The organism is Desulfomicrobium aestuarii (genome assembly GCF_055385525.1).
Genome location: NZ_AP042427.1, coordinates 819,577 through 833,523, shown reverse-complemented (window position 1 = coordinate 833,523; position 13,947 = coordinate 819,577). Strand labels below are relative to the sequence as shown.

Below are 13,947 nucleotides of genomic sequence, written 5' to 3'. Positions count from 1 at the left end.
ATTCCTCCTTGATCTGACATGCGAATTGGGCGTACTGATTCCATCGTCTCACTTTCCCGTATCATTATTACGCGAGGAACACGCATGGATACCGGAGCCGTTTCCACACACCGCTGGCGTTTTTTCCGTCTGGGAGGTTTCGACCAGGTCCGCCTCGATTCCGCCGAGGACCTTCTCCACCTGAGCGAACTCGACCAGAAGCTCTGGGCGGCCCTGAGCTGCCCGGTCACGGGGCTGGAGTTCGACCGCCGCACCTTGGCCCTGCTCGACACCGACGGCGACGACCGCGTGCGCGTCCCGGAGATCCTGGCCGCCGTGCGCTGGGTCTGCACCGTGCTGCGCGACCTCAAACCCGTCATGGAAGGCCGGGAGGCCCTGCCCCTGGCGGCCATCAACGAAGCCGACCCCGAAGGGCGGCGCCTGCTGGCCGCCGCCAGGCAGATCCTCAACTTCCTGAACAAGCCGGGGGTGGAGGAGATTTCCGTCGAGGACGTGGCCGGCACCGAAACGCTGCTCCACGACTCGCCCTTCAACGGCGACGGCGTGATCACCCCGGCCTCGGCCCGCGACGAGGACACACACGCGCTCATCGAAGAGATCATGGCCTGCGTCGGCAGCGTCCCGGACCGGGGCGGTGCGGACGGGATCGGGGCCGAGCAGATCGAGGCGTTCTTTCAGGCCGCGGCCCTGCATGCCGCCTGGTGGGAGGAAGGCCAGAACCCGGCGGTCATGCCCCTGGGCGACGGCACGGCGGACGCGGCGGACTGCTTGCGGACGCTGCGGGCCAAGATCGACGACTATTTCACGCGCTGCGCCCTGGCGGCCTACGACCCCAAGGCCGGCGAGGCCCTGAGCCCGGCCCTGGCCACCTACGAGGGGCTGTCCCTACGGGACCTGGCCGCCGATCCCGAACTCGAACGACTGCCCCTGGCCCGCATCGAAGCCGGCCGGGCGCTGCCCCTGGGCAGCGGGGTCAATCCGGCCTGGGCTGCCGCCCTGACGACATTCCGCACCCTAGTCGTCACCCCTCTTCTCGGGGAAGCCGACAGCCTCGATGCCGAAGGATGGGAGCGCCTCAAGTCCCTCATGGCCCCCTACGAGGCGTGGCAGGCGGTCAAGGCCGGGATCGAGGTCGAGGCCCTGGGGCCCGACCGGGTCCGGGCGCTCCTGGCCGGCGACGCCCGGGACCGGCTGGCCAAGGTCCTGGAGGAGGATCTGAGCCTGGCAGAGCAGGTCGAGAGCTTCGAGGGCGTCATCCGGCTCGTGCACTGCACCCGCGACCTCCTGGTCCTGCTGAACAACTTCGTCTCCTTCCGCGACTTCTACGTCCAGGACCGCAAGGCGGTCTTCCAGGCCGGCACACTGTACCTGGACGGACGGGCCTGCGAGCTGTGCATCCGCGTCGATTCCCCCGACGCCCACGCGACCCTGGCCGCCCTGAGCCAGACCTACCTGGCCTACTGCCGCTGCACCCGGCGGGGCAGCACCGAGCAGATGTTCATCGCCGCGGCCTTCACGGGGGGCGACGCGGACAACCTCATGGTCGGCCGCAACGGCATCTTCTACGACCGCGAAGGCCAGGACTGGGACGCGGCCATCGTCAAGATCATCGAGCACCCCATCAGCGTGCGCCAGGCTTTCTGGCTGCCCTACAAACGGATGGGGCGGATGGTCGGGGAGCAGATCGCCAAGTTCGCCGCGGCCAAGGACAGCGCGGTGAGCGCGAACGCCGGCGCCAAGCTGGCGGATGTAGGCGCCAAACCCGACGCGGCGGTCAAGCCGCCCTTCGACGTGGGCAAGTTCGCCGGCATCTTCGCCGCCATCGGCCTGGCCCTGGGCGCCATCGGCACGGCCATCGCAACCGTCCTGGGCGGCTTCCTGTCCCTGGCCGTGTGGCAGATGCCGCTGGTGGTGGGCGGAGTGCTGCTCATGATCTCGGGCCCGTCCATGCTCATCGCCTACCTGAAACTCAGGCAGCGCAACCTCGGCCCGATCCTCGACGCATGCGGCTGGGCCGTGAACACCCGGGCCAGCATCAACATCCCCTTCGGCGCGACCCTGACCAAGGTGGCGGAGCTGCCCAAGGGCGCCCAGCGCTCCCTGCGCGACCCCTTTGCCGAGAAAAAGACCCCTTGGAAACGCTGGGCCGTCATCCTGGCCCTCTTCGTCGCCCTTGGCATGGCCTGGGACAAGGGGTACATCGGGCAACTGGCGGACGCGCTGAAGCCGCTTTTCGGCGGCAGGCAGACCAACGCCACGGAGCAGGCCGCTCCCGCGTCCAACGTCACCGGACAGGCCCCGGCGGCGAAGGCGCCCAACGCCACGGCGGGCCCGGCCGCACCCGCCCAACCATCAAAATGACCGGCGCCGGCCCTTGGGCCGGCGCTCTCTCTTGAGGATCGCCGATGTTCAGACTCGTCACGACTGCGGACGAACTCGTCAAGGTGGCCATGATCCGGGCCATCGTTTTCATGGAGGAGCAGGGGATTTCCTGCGCCGAGGAGATGGACGGGCGCGACCACTCCGCCCTGCACGTCCTGGGCGTGATCGACGGGGAGCCCGTGGCCTGCGGCCGCATCCGCTTCCTGGCCGGCGAGGCCAAGCTGCAGCGCCTGGCCGTGCGCAGGGCCTGGCGCGGCCGGGGCATCGGCGGGATGCTCCTGGCCTTCATGCTCGACCAGTGCCGGGAGCACGGTTTCCACCGCTTCGTCCTGAACGCCCAGACCCGGGCCCTCGGCTTCTACGCCCGGCACGGCTTCTGCGCCTGCGGGGAGGAGTTCATGGAAGCCGGCATCCCCCACGTCCTCATGCGCTGCGTCGAGGAGCCCCCGCCCGAAGGAGCAGTCCCCCTCTGAGCCGCGCCCGCGGCCCACGACTCCGGCCGGCCCCGCCTCGGGTCAGGGGCCTCTCCCATCCGCCCTCCCAAGGACCTTGTCCATGAAGCAGCTCTCGCCTCTGGCCCTGCAAGCCTTGGTCTTCGCCCTGGTTTCGGCCAGCTTCACCACCATCTATCTGGTCCAGCCCGTGCTGCCCGTGCTGCAGGCGGAGTTCGGCGTATCCATCTCCCGGGCCGCCCAGACCGTGTCCATGGTCATCCTCGGGGTGGCCCTCTCGACCCTCGTCTTCGGGCGGCTGGCCGACATGTACCCGGTCAAGCCCTTCATCGCCGTCGGCGGAACCGTGGTCGCCGCGGCGGGGATCGCCTGCGCCCTGACCGAAAGTCTCGACGCCATCATCGCCCTGCGCCTGGTGCAGGGGCTCGGCATCCCGGCCCTGACCACCTGCCTGGCGGCCTACCTGGCCCGCAACCTGCCCGTGGAGCGCCTGAACGTGGTCATGGGCTCCTACGTCTCGGCCACGGTCGTGGGCGGTCTGGGCGGGCGGCTGCTGGGCGGGTGGATCCACCCGCCCCTGCACTGGCGGTACGCCTTCGTCACGGCTTCGGTCATGGTCCTGGCCACGGCCGCTGCCGCCGTGGTACTGTTGCCCGCCGAGGCGCGGCCGGCCGGCAAATCCGACACGGGCCCGGGTTATCTGGAACTCATGCGCCGGCCCGACCTGCTGCGGACCTTCGCCGTGGGCTTCGGCTCCCTCTTCGTCTTCGGCGCGACCTTCAACTACCTGCCCTTCTACCTGAGCGCGCCGCCCTTCTCGGCGGACACGAACCGCATCACGCTCCTCTACCTGACCTACATCGTCGGCGTGATCATCGCCCCCCTCTCGGGCAGGTTCAGCAACCGCTTCGGCAACGGCCTGACCATGATCCTGGGCTCCCTGACCTTTGCCGCGGCGCTGCTCCTGAGCCACGTCCCGAATCTGGGGGTGGTGAGCCTGAGCCTGGGCCTGGCTTGCGCCGGGTTCTTCGCCATCCACGCAGCCGCCGTGGGCAGCATGAACCGCAGGCTCTCCTCCAGCCGGGGCAGGGCCAATTCGCTCTATATCCTGTGGTATTACCTGGGCGGTTCGGCGGGGATCACGGTCATGGGGTACGGCTTCAAGCGCTTCGGCTGGGCCGGGGTGACGGGGTCGGGGCTGGCCATGCTCGCGCTGCTTCTGGCCGCGGGCGTGCGCGAGCTGCGCGGCGGCCGGTGATCAGCTCAGGCTGACCGCGGAAAGGTATCGTCTGAACTTGAGGGCCTCTTCATGGCCCGGATTGATGCCGAGGCACGTCTCAAGCGTTCTGTCGGCGTCGCCGATGCGGCCGTCCTCGAAAAACGCCCGGGCCAGGTTGAAGTAGAGGTTCTCGTCCGTCGTGCACAGTTCGATGGCGCGGGCGTAGTATCTGCGTGCCTGTTCGAGCATCCTCTGCTTGCGCAGCTCAATGCCGAACTGGTTGAAGAGATGCTTGTGTTCGGGCGCCGCGAACCCGTCCAGGCCGATGAGCTCCTCGAAGAGCACCTTGGCCTTTTCGTGCTGGTCGTACTGGAGGTAGGTCAGGCCCAGGCCGAACATGGCCCGCACGTTCTTCTCGTCCAGACCCAGGGCGTTGGTGTACTCCATGGCCGCCGAATACGGCTCGCCCTTGGCGCGGTGCCGGTCGCCCTTGGCCACGTGCTTGGCGATCTGCTTCATGACCGGCTTGACCTTCTTCAGGAACATGTCCACTTCCGGCTGATACTGGGTGATCAGCTCGGCCAGGGAGACCTCCAGGGCCGGTCCCGAAGGGGCCCAGTTGGCGTTCAGGGACTGCAGGGCCAGCAGGTCGTCGTCGATCTGCTTGGCGTAGTAGTAGAGGGTGCTGTCCTCCCTCTTGGCCGTGGTGCCCGTGCCGATGGTGACCGAGGACCGCTTGGAGCAGACGCACTCCAGCCCCAGGTCCGTGGCCATGCAGTATTTGGACACTTCCGCGATGGAGCATCCGTCCTCGGAGATCATTCCCGAATCCATGTCCATGTTTGTCACGCTCAAAACCAGCGCACCATCTGTTCGAGGGGCCGGCGCTTCTTGCGCCTGGCGGGTTTGACCCGGTAGCCGAAGGCCAGCATGTACGCCACCCCGTACTCATCCAGATCCACGCCGAAATCCTCGGCCAGCACCTCGTCCACCTTGTCCTGGGCGTACCCTTCGATGGGGCAGGAGTCGATGCCGATGAGGGCCGCGGCGGTCATCATGTTGGCCTGGGCGATGTAGCACTGCTTGCAGGCCCAGTCGAACATGGCGCGGTCGCTGTCCAGAAGGCGGAAATCCGACTGCTGGAAGGTGGCGTAGTACTCAGTACGGGCCGTGATGCGCTCCTCAGGCAGTTCCTGGATGGTGCGCATGAACTCCGCAATGCCGGCGCTGTCGAACTTGAGCAGCGGGGTCTTCATGGCCAGGCAGACCAGGAAATGGCTGGCCGTGGGAATCTGGGTCTTTCCGCCCCAGGTGTGGGGCAGGAGTTTGCGGCGGAAGTCCATGTCCTGCACCACCAGGAAGAGCCAGGGCTCGAAGCCGAAGGAACTCGGCGAGAGCCGGGCCGTTTCCAGGATGAAGAGAAAGTCCTCCTCGGAAATTTTGGCTTCGGGATCGAACTCCTTGCAGGCGTGGCGGAACATGAAGGCATCGAGAATGATCTGCTTGTCCATGAGTAATCTCCGGGAAAAGAGTCTGACGAAAGGCCGGATCAGGCCCCGCCCTTCGCTGCAGTACGCATGGTCGCCTTCGAGTTCAAGACCGGGAGGCGCCCGAGCCCGAATCGCGTCCTCCTCGACATCCTGCCGCCACCGCAGGAAGGCGAAACCGAGCAGATCGTGCCACTCATTATAATATCATAACACTGCAACCATGAAATCGGCGCCTCCTATATGTACCCGATATGTATATCCAGATGGCCGATAGTATTCCGTTTTTCTCTTTATCCCCATTGACCTGCACCATTTCTCCATGCTATGAAAAAAAGAAGTCAAACTTCGACGCTGCAGAACTATGCGGTAACGACTGTGCGCCTTCTCGGCGCCTGTCTTTTTATTCATACACTGATGGAGGTGTGTTATGAAGTTTGCGGTAGGTTTAGGCAAACCCGGGGCCGAGGAACGGCTGGAAAAAAGTGGGATCTCACGCCGAGATTTCATGAAGTTCTGTTCCACCATCGCCGCGGTCATGGGTATGGAGGCGTCGTTCGCCAACAAAATCGCCCTGGCGATGACCTCTCCCAAGCGTCCTTCCGTGGTCTGGCTGCATAACGCAGAATGCACAGGCTGCTCCGAATCCATTCTGCGCGCGGTTCGTCCCTTTATCGACGACCTGATCCTGGACACCATCAGCCTTGACTACCACGAGACCATCATGGCCGCCGCTGGTCACAAGGCAGAAGAAGCCCTCCATCAGGCCATCAGTTCGCCCAACGGCTTCCTCTGCGTCGTCGAAGGCGGCATCCCGACCAAGGACAACGGCATCTACGGCAAGGTTGCCGGACGGACCATGCTCGAAATCTGCTCCGAAGTCGTGCCCAAAGCCATCGCGACCATCTCCTACGGCACCTGCGCCACCTACGGCGGCGTGCAGGCGGCCAAGCCCAACCCGACGGGCGCCCTGGGCGTCAACGACGCCCTGAAGCATCTGGGCGTCAACTCCGTGAACATCCCCGGCTGCCCGCCCAACCCCTACAACCTGGTCGGCACCATCGTTCACCTGCTGACCCACAACCTGGCCATCCCCGAGATGGACGAAATCAACCGACCCATCATGTTCTACGGCGAGACCGTGCACGAACAGTGCGAACGCCTGCCCCACTACGAGGCCGGCGAGTTCGCCCCCTCCTTCGATTCAGAAGAAGCCCGCAAGGGATGGTGCCTGGCCAAACTCGGCTGCAAAGGCCCCACCACCTACAACAACTGCCCCAAGGTACTGTTCAACCAGACGAACTGGCCGGTCAAGGCCGGACACCCGTGCATCGGTTGCAGTGAACCCGATTTCTGGGACTCCGCTTCGCCCTTCTACGAGGAAGCGTAATCGGCTGTTGCGTCAGGCACAAACATCACTGAATCCAGAGGAGAGAACATATGTCCGGTTGCAAACCCAACCAAGCCCCGGGTGTCGTCGCCACCCCAATGGATAAGAACTTCAAGGGGCCCATCATCGTCGACCCCGTGACCCGCATCGAAGGCCATCTCAAGATCGAAGTCGAAGTCGACAAGGGCAAGGTCACCAACGTCTGGTCGAGCTCGCAGCTGTTCCGCGGCCTTGAGCTGATCCTCAAAGGCCGCGACCCGCGCGACGCCCAGCATTTCACCCAGCGTTCCTGCGGCGTGTGCACCTACACCCACGCCCTGGCCTCGACCCGCTGCGTGGACAACGCCGTGGGCGTGGACAAGAACCTGCCCGACAACGCACGCCTCATCCGCAACCTCGTCCTGGCCGCGCAGTTCCTGCATGACCACATCGTGCACTTCTACCACCTGCACGCCCTGGACTGGGTCGACGTGACCGCAGCCCTGACCGCGGACCCGAAGAAGGCCGCCTCCATCGCCAACTCCATCTCCACCCGCCAGACCAAGGCCGAAGACCTCAAGGCCGTGCAGGACAAGGTCAAGAGCCTGGTTGACTCCGGCCAGCTCGGCATCTTCACCAACGCCTACTTCCTCGGCGGCCACGACGCCTACTACCTGCCGCCCGAAGTCAACCTCATCGCCACGGCCCACTACCTGGAAGCCCTGCACCTGCAGGTCAAGGCCGCCCGCGCCATGGCCGTGTTCGGCGCCAAGAATCCGCACACCCAGTTCACCGTGGTCGGCGGCGTGACCTGTTACGAGAGCCTGACCAACGAGCGCATGGCCGAGTTCGTGGGCCTGTTCCAGGAAACCAAGAAGTTCATCGACGAGTGCTACATCCCGGACCTCCTGGCCGTGGCCTCCTACTACAAGGATTGGGCCGCCATCGGCGGGACCACCCACTTCATGAGCTTCGGCGAGTTCCCGGCCGTGGAAAACGACCTGAACAGCCGCTGGCTGCCCCCGGGCGTCATCCTCAACCGCAACCTCGGCCAGGTCGACGCCTTCAACCCGAAGCTGATCGAAGAGCACGTCCGCCACAGCTGGTATCAGGGCGACAAGGCCCACCACCCCTTCCAGGGCGTGACCGAGCCCAAGTACACCTCCTACGAGGACCGGGACCGCTACTCCTGGATGAAGGCCCCGCGCTACGACAAGCTGTCCGTGGAGACCGGCCCCCTGGCCACCGTCCTGGTCGCCTACGGCAAGGGCCACCCCGAAGTGAAGAAGACCGTCGACTACGTCCTGAACCATCTGGGCGTCGGCCCGGCGGCCCTCTTCTCCACCCTGGGCCGCACCGCAGCCCGCGGCATCGAGACCAAGGTCATCGCCGACAAGCTCATGGACTGGGTCAACGAACTGGCCGAGAACGTGAAAAAGGGCGACACCAAGATCTACCAGGACTGGAAGATGCCCGACGAGGCCGAGGGCGTGGGTTTCGTCAACGCTCCCCGCGGCGGTCTGAGCCACTGGATCAAGATCAAGGGCGGCAAGATCGAGAACTTCCAGCTGGTCGTCCCGTCCACCTGGAACCTCGGTCCGCGCTGCGCCGACGGCAAGCTCTCGGCCGTGGAAGAGGCCCTCATGGGCACCCCCATCGCCGACGCCGAACGTCCGGTGGAAATCCTCAGGACCGTGCACTCCTACGACCCCTGCATCGCCTGCGGCGTGCATGTCATCGACGCCAAGACCAACCAGGTCCGCAAGTTCAAGATCCTGTAATCATGTACACAAAGGGGCCCCGCTTTCCGGGGCCCCTTTCTTTCCTTGAACCGCCACCCGTTTTTGCGTAGCACGAACGGCAGGCGATCCTCACCATTTTCCAGCACGGGACGGTTCATGGCAGACAAGCGCATTCTCGTTCTCGGCGTGGGCAACATCCTGTTCACAGACGAAGGCATCGGCGTGCGCTGCATCGAGCGGATGCAGCAGGACTTCACCTTTTCGGACAACGTCACCCTCATGGACGGCGGCACCTTGGGCACCAAGCTCATGGGCCCCATCCTCGAGTCGGACTACCTCATCGTCTGCGACGCGGTCCTGTGCGGCGATGCACCCGGCTCCGTATACCGCCTCATGGGCGAGGACCTGCGCAAGAGCCTGGCCTTCCGCGACTCCATGCACCAGACCGACCTGGTCGACACCCTGGGCATGTGCGAACTGGTCGGCAACCGCCCCGAGGCCATCGTCATCGGCATGGAACCCGCCGACTACCACACCATGGCCCTGGAGCTCTCGGAAACCGCCGACCGCTCCATGCCCGTCATGATCGAGTCCGTGGTCAGGGAGATCCTCTCGGCCGGCGGAACCTGCACCCCCAACTGAAGGAGGCGACCATGTGTCTTGCCATTCCCGCGAAAATTGAATCCATCGAGAACGGCGTGGCCCAGTGCCGCGTCGGCGAGGGCGAGACCTTCGTCACCGCCTCCCTCATGCTCCTGGACCAGGAAGCGACCCTAGGCGACTACGTCATCATCCACGCCGGCTTCGCCATCCGCAAGCTGGACCTCAAGGAAGCCCAGGAAACCCTGACCATCCTGCGCGACCTGGCCAACGCCTACGACGAAGTGCAGCGCAAGTACGACAAGGAGATCGGCGGTGCCGAAGCCTGATGCCGACAAGGCACTCGGCTGCCTGACGGGTCTGGCCGTGTGCGAGGCCCTGGCCGGGGCTTCCGGGACGATCCCGTCCGTCCGGGCCCCCCTGGAAAGCGGCTTGTGGGGCGACGGCACGTCCATGACCCTGGCCCTGGCCGAGAGCCTGGCCGAATGCGGCGGCGTGGACGAGCGCGACCAGATGATCCGCCTGACCAGCTGGTTCCGGTACGGCTACCAGAGTTCCGGGGAGACCTGCGACCGCATCGACGACACCGTCAAGGCCGCCATCCTGCGCTTCGAACGTACCTGGGACCCCATCGACCAGGACCGGGCCCAGGGCGATGCATGCCTGGCGCGCGTGGCGCCCACGGCCATATTCTTCGCGGGCTCGCGCGAAACGGCGCTGGACGCCTGCGCACGCGCCACCCGCATCACCCACTCGGGCCGCCGGAGCGTGGACGCCTGCAGGCTGCTGGCGGCCATGCTGGACGAGGCCCTGACAGGCGCGGACAGACAGCGCGTCCTGCGTCCGCAGCCCCCCGCAGACCTCTGCCCGGAAGCCGCGAGCCTGTGCGCGGCCGCTCCGGTCCCCGGAGACTGCCCGGCCTGCCGGGCGCTGGCCGCGGCCGTGAACGCCTTTGCCGGGAGCGGCTCCTTCGCCGACGGCTGCGCCCTGTGCCTGCCCGGCGGCCAGCGCGCCATGGCCGCCTACGGGCAGCTGGCCGGAGCCTGGTACGGCTTCGAGGCCATACCCGCGGCCTGGCGGCGGAGCCTGGCCCGCGTCGAGCTCCTGCAGAAGGCTGCGGATTCCTTGCTGAAAAGCTGAAATCCGCCGGAACTTGCCAAAATCCCCCCCCGTCCGTAGCATGGGAACGCCTTTGCGGCGCTCCCATTTTTTTTGCGCCCAAGGCCCTGCGGATGTTGCCCCTTTGCCGAAAAACACAGACCATAAGCGAGTTTGCAATATGAGCAGCCGGATATCCTACGCCTTTTTCTTCGTCTTCCTCCTCCTGGCCGGAGCCCTGGGGGCTCTCTACTACGTCAAGGGCGAGTGGAACCCGCCGACCCTGTCCGTGACGCCCGACCAGTCCACGGCCGGGGCGTCGACCGTGTTCACCGTGACGGCTTCGGACGCCGACTCGGGCCTTAGGCTCCTGCACGTCACGGCCACGCAGAACGGCAACACCATCGACATCGTCAAGAAGGACCTCCCCGAGGGAACCCGCGACCTGACCGAGACCTTCTCCCTGCCCAAAAACGTCTCCAACGGCGCCGTGACCCTCGCCGTCACGGTCAAGGACGCCTCCTGGCACCGCCTGGGCCACGGCAACAGGGCCGACTTCAAGCGCGACATGACCGTGGACTCCAAGCCCCCCGTCGTTTCCGTCCTTTCGGGCCAGCACAACGTGAACCAGGGCGGCACGGGCCTCCTGGTCTACAGCACCGACGAAGAGCTGGGCAGAAGCGGCGTACGCATGGGCGAGCACTTCTTCCCGGGCTATCCCTACCAGCCCGGCAAGTACCTGTGCTTCTTCGCCATCCCCTACAACGCCGACGTCAAGGCCCTGACCCCGGCATTGGTGGCTTCGGACCTGGCCGGCAACGAGGTGTCCATCGGGTTCTTCTTCAACCCCAGGGTCAAGGCGTTCAAGCACGACAGCATCAACGTCTCCGACAATTTCCTGCAGTCCAAGATGGGCCAGTTCACGCAGTATTACCCCGACCTGACCCAGCCCATCGACATCTTCCTCAAGGTCAACTCGGAACTTCGGGCCAAGAACGTCGGCTTCCTCATGCAGGTGGGCAGAGACACGGTGCCCCAGAAGCTCTGGGACGGCCCCTTCATCCGACTGCCCAACAGCGCGCCCATGGCCGGCTTCGCCGACAACCGCACGTACATGCACGGCGGACAGGCAGTGGACAACCAGACCCACCTCGGCGTGGACCTGGCCTCCCTGGCCACCTCGCCCGTGCCCGCCGGCAACACCGGCCGCGTGGTCCTGGCCGAGTTCATGGGCATCTACGGCAACGTGGTCGTCCTGGACCACGGCTTCGGCATCCAGTCCCTGTACTCGCACCTGAGCGAGATTCACGTGCACAAGGGCGAGACCGTCCAGCGCGGCCAGATCATCGGCAAGACCGGCGCCACGGGCATGGCCGGGGGCGACCACCTGCACTTCGGCATGCTCGTCTCGGGCCTCGAGGTGCAGCCCATCGAATGGTGGGACCCGCACTGGATCAAGGACAACATCACCTCCAAGCTGCAGTGACCAAAGGCCCTCCGGGGCCTTTTTTCGTGCCGACGCGCCGCGGATGACAAGGCGGGGCCGGCTTTGCTAGAAGGCTGCATCGCCCCGGCCCCGGCCGCAACCCCAGCACTCCACGAGGATTCCATGTCCGAATTCGCCAACGTCACCGTGATCAAGGAAGCCAACGTCTATTTCGACGGCAAGGTCACCAGCCGCACCATCGTCTTTCCCGACGGGTCCAGAAAGACCCTCGGCGTCATGCTCCCCGGCGATTACGAATTCGGCACGGCCGACAGGGAGATCATGGAGATCCTGGCCGGCGACCTGGACGTGCTGCTCCCCGGAACCGACGGCTGGCAGACCTTCGCCGCCGGCACGTCCTTCGAGGTGCCCGCCAGCTCGAAGTTCTCCCTCAAGGTCCGGACCCTCACGGACTACTGCTGCTCCTTCGTCAAGTGACCAGCGGGCCGGACATCCGGCCCGGACACCGCGCCATGAAGATCACAGTCCTGGTGGACAACGCCACCCTCATCGACCGTTATTTCCGGGCCGAGCCAGGCCTCTGCCTGCTCATCGAGGACGAAGGCCTGAAGGTCCTCTTCGACTGCGGCTACTCCGGGCTCTTCCTGGACAACGCCCGCAAGATGGGGATCACGCTCTCGGACCTCGACGCCGTCGTCCTTTCCCACGGGCATCTCGACCACACATGGGGCCTCGAAGCCCTGACCCGCCACCTGTGCGAGGAGCGCCTGGAAGGCCGCCCCTGCTCCCGACCGACCCTGGTGGCGCACCCGGCGGCCTTCCGCAGCATCCGTGACGGCGACAACCCGGAACTCGGCCCGCTGCTGGAACCGGGCAAGCTCTCCCGGCACTTCGCCCTCAAGCTCTCCGCGGCGCCCCTGCCCATCGGCGAACGTCTTCTCTTCCTCGGAGAAATCCCGCGCCGCCACGCCTTCGAAGTGTCCCCGGGCATCGGCGCCAAGGAGGGGGACGACGGCCCCGACCTGCTCCCCGACGACTCGGCCCTGGTCTGGCGCGGGGACGACGGGCTGGTCGTGGTCACGGGCTGCTCCCACGCGGGCATCTGCAACATCGTCGACCACGCCGTGGCCCTGACCGGCGAGACCCGCATCCAGGACGTCATCGGCGGCCTGCACCTCCTGTCCCCCTCGACGGAACGCCTGAACGGGACCGTAGCGCATCTGCGCGCCCTCGCCCCGCAACGCCTGAGCCCCTGCCACTGCACGGATCTGTCCTCGAAGATCGCCCTGGCCGGAGCGGCACCCCTGCGCGAGGTCGGCGTGGGCCTCACGGTCAGCTACGCCTAGGCCGCTGGAAGACGGCGCAAAAAAAGGGACGCTCCGTGAGGAAACGTCCCTTTGGTCGGCGCGGCGGTCCGGGCTAGGCCCATTCGTGGGCGAAGTATTCCGGCCCGGCGATCTTGTAGCCCTTGTCCGTGACGACCTTGACGATGGCGGGCATGTCGTCGGCCAGGATGCGGAAGACGATGAGGCGCTTGCTGTCGCGGTAGAAGGTCGAGGTGGACAGGATGTTCACGCCCAGGTCGAAGAAGAGGCGGCTCAGTTCGGCCATGACGCCCTTGCGGTCCTCGACCTCGATGGCGATGCGGTTGCCGCCAAGTTCCAGGCCCATCTCCTCGACCAGGACGGCCAGCATGGAGCTGCGGCTGATGTAGCCCTTGAGGCGGCTGTCCCTGTCGACGACGGCCAGACCGGCCAGGTCGCGGTCGTGCATGATCTTGGCCGCCACCTCGATCTCCGTCTCCGGATGCACCGTGGGCATCTCCTTGCGCACCAGATCCTTCACCGTCAGCTTGGAAAAGAGGTAATTGAGCTCGTGCTTGCTGAAGGTCGTCGCGCCCGACGGCAGGGCGGCCCGGATGTCCTCCTTGGCCACATAGCCCTTGAGCTTCCCGTCTTCGACGACAAGCAGAATCCAGAGTTTGTTCTCCTCCATCATCCGATCCGCCTTGATGATCAGGGTGTCGGAGGTGATGGTGGGGACATGCTTCTGCATGGCAAGGCCTACATACATGGTTTTCTCCTTGGAAAATTGGGTGATTCCCTCATGCAAAGTGCAGTGACAGCCTCGATCCTTTTTGCTATATCCTTG

Annotated in this window: 14 protein-coding genes; 11 read left to right on the top strand and 3 right to left on the bottom strand. The window is 65.5% G+C overall.

Going from position 1 to position 13,947, the window contains the following annotated elements; translation table 11 throughout:
• Positions 1-84 precede the first annotated feature (84 nt).
• From ACZ5AC_RS03770 to ACZ5AC_RS03760, 3 genes are all read left to right on the top strand, one after another.
• On the top strand, positions 85-2,361 hold the full coding sequence (locus tag ACZ5AC_RS03770) for a hypothetical protein (protein ID WP_464249623.1): 2,277 nt from the start codon (positions 85-87) through the stop codon (positions 2,359-2,361).
• A 44-nt stretch (positions 2,362-2,405) separates the two neighbouring features.
• Entirely contained in the window at positions 2,406-2,855 is a 450-nt protein-coding gene (locus ACZ5AC_RS03765; RefSeq protein WP_464249622.1) for a GNAT family N-acetyltransferase, read from the top strand.
• Between the two features lie 82 nt (positions 2,856-2,937).
• Positions 2,938-4,092, top strand: coding sequence for an MFS transporter (locus tag ACZ5AC_RS03760; RefSeq protein WP_464249621.1), 1,155 nt, complete (start codon positions 2,938-2,940; stop codon positions 4,090-4,092).
• Here the strand turns inward: ACZ5AC_RS03760 and ACZ5AC_RS03755 are convergent, their stop codons facing one another.
• Positions 4,093-4,893, bottom strand: coding sequence for a hypothetical protein (locus ACZ5AC_RS03755; RefSeq protein ID WP_464249620.1), 801 nt, complete (start codon positions 4,891-4,893; stop codon positions 4,093-4,095).
• Between the two features lie 11 nt (positions 4,894-4,904).
• Entirely contained in the window at positions 4,905-5,564 is a 660-nt protein-coding gene (locus ACZ5AC_RS03750) for an NAD(P)H-dependent oxidoreductase (protein ID WP_464249619.1), read from the bottom strand.
• 406 nt (positions 5,565-5,970) lie between these two features.
• Here ACZ5AC_RS03750 and ACZ5AC_RS03745 point away from each other — a divergent pair, with 406 nt between their 5' ends.
• The 8 genes from ACZ5AC_RS03745 (at position 5,971) to ACZ5AC_RS03710 (ending at position 13,142) form a co-directional block, all read left to right on the top strand.
• The gene (locus ACZ5AC_RS03745; protein ID WP_464249618.1) at positions 5,971-6,930 is read left to right on the top strand and encodes a hydrogenase small subunit; all 960 of its coding nucleotides are present in this window, start codon (positions 5,971-5,973) and stop codon (positions 6,928-6,930) included.
• Positions 6,931-6,980: 50 nt separating this feature from the next.
• Positions 6,981-8,690 (top strand): nickel-dependent hydrogenase large subunit, encoded by a 1,710-nt coding sequence (locus tag ACZ5AC_RS03740; RefSeq protein ID WP_464249617.1) that lies wholly within the window; start codon positions 6,981-6,983, stop codon positions 8,688-8,690.
• A gap of 117 nt (positions 8,691-8,807) precedes the next feature.
• The gene (locus ACZ5AC_RS03735; RefSeq protein WP_464249616.1) at positions 8,808-9,293 is read left to right on the top strand and encodes a HyaD/HybD family hydrogenase maturation endopeptidase; all 486 of its coding nucleotides are present in this window, start codon (positions 8,808-8,810) and stop codon (positions 9,291-9,293) included.
• Positions 9,294-9,304: 11 nt separating this feature from the next.
• Positions 9,305-9,580 carry a HypC/HybG/HupF family hydrogenase formation chaperone gene (locus ACZ5AC_RS03730; protein ID WP_464249615.1) on the top strand — a complete coding sequence of 92 codons (276 nt, stop codon included), beginning with the start codon at positions 9,305-9,307 and terminating at the stop codon, positions 9,578-9,580.
• Positions 9,567-10,391 (top strand): ADP-ribosylglycohydrolase family protein, encoded by an 825-nt coding sequence (locus tag ACZ5AC_RS03725; protein WP_464249614.1) that lies wholly within the window; start codon positions 9,567-9,569, stop codon positions 10,389-10,391. Before ACZ5AC_RS03730 ends, ACZ5AC_RS03725 begins: the two co-directional genes overlap by 14 nt.
• A gap of 139 nt (positions 10,392-10,530) precedes the next feature.
• The gene (locus tag ACZ5AC_RS03720) at positions 10,531-11,835 is read left to right on the top strand and encodes a M23 family metallopeptidase (RefSeq protein ID WP_464249613.1); all 1,305 of its coding nucleotides are present in this window, start codon (positions 10,531-10,533) and stop codon (positions 11,833-11,835) included.
• 123 nt (positions 11,836-11,958) lie between these two features.
• The gene (ppnP, locus tag ACZ5AC_RS03715) at positions 11,959-12,273 is read left to right on the top strand and encodes a pyrimidine/purine nucleoside phosphorylase (protein WP_464249612.1); all 315 of its coding nucleotides are present in this window, start codon (positions 11,959-11,961) and stop codon (positions 12,271-12,273) included.
• 35 nt (positions 12,274-12,308) lie between these two features.
• Positions 12,309-13,142 carry an MBL fold metallo-hydrolase gene (locus tag ACZ5AC_RS03710; protein ID WP_464249611.1) on the top strand — a complete coding sequence of 278 codons (834 nt, stop codon included), beginning with the start codon at positions 12,309-12,311 and terminating at the stop codon, positions 13,140-13,142.
• A gap of 73 nt (positions 13,143-13,215) precedes the next feature.
• Here the strand turns inward: ACZ5AC_RS03710 and ACZ5AC_RS03705 are convergent, their stop codons facing one another.
• Entirely contained in the window at positions 13,216-13,869 is a 654-nt protein-coding gene (locus ACZ5AC_RS03705; protein WP_464249610.1) for a CBS domain-containing protein, read from the bottom strand.
• Positions 13,870-13,947 lie beyond the last annotated feature (78 nt).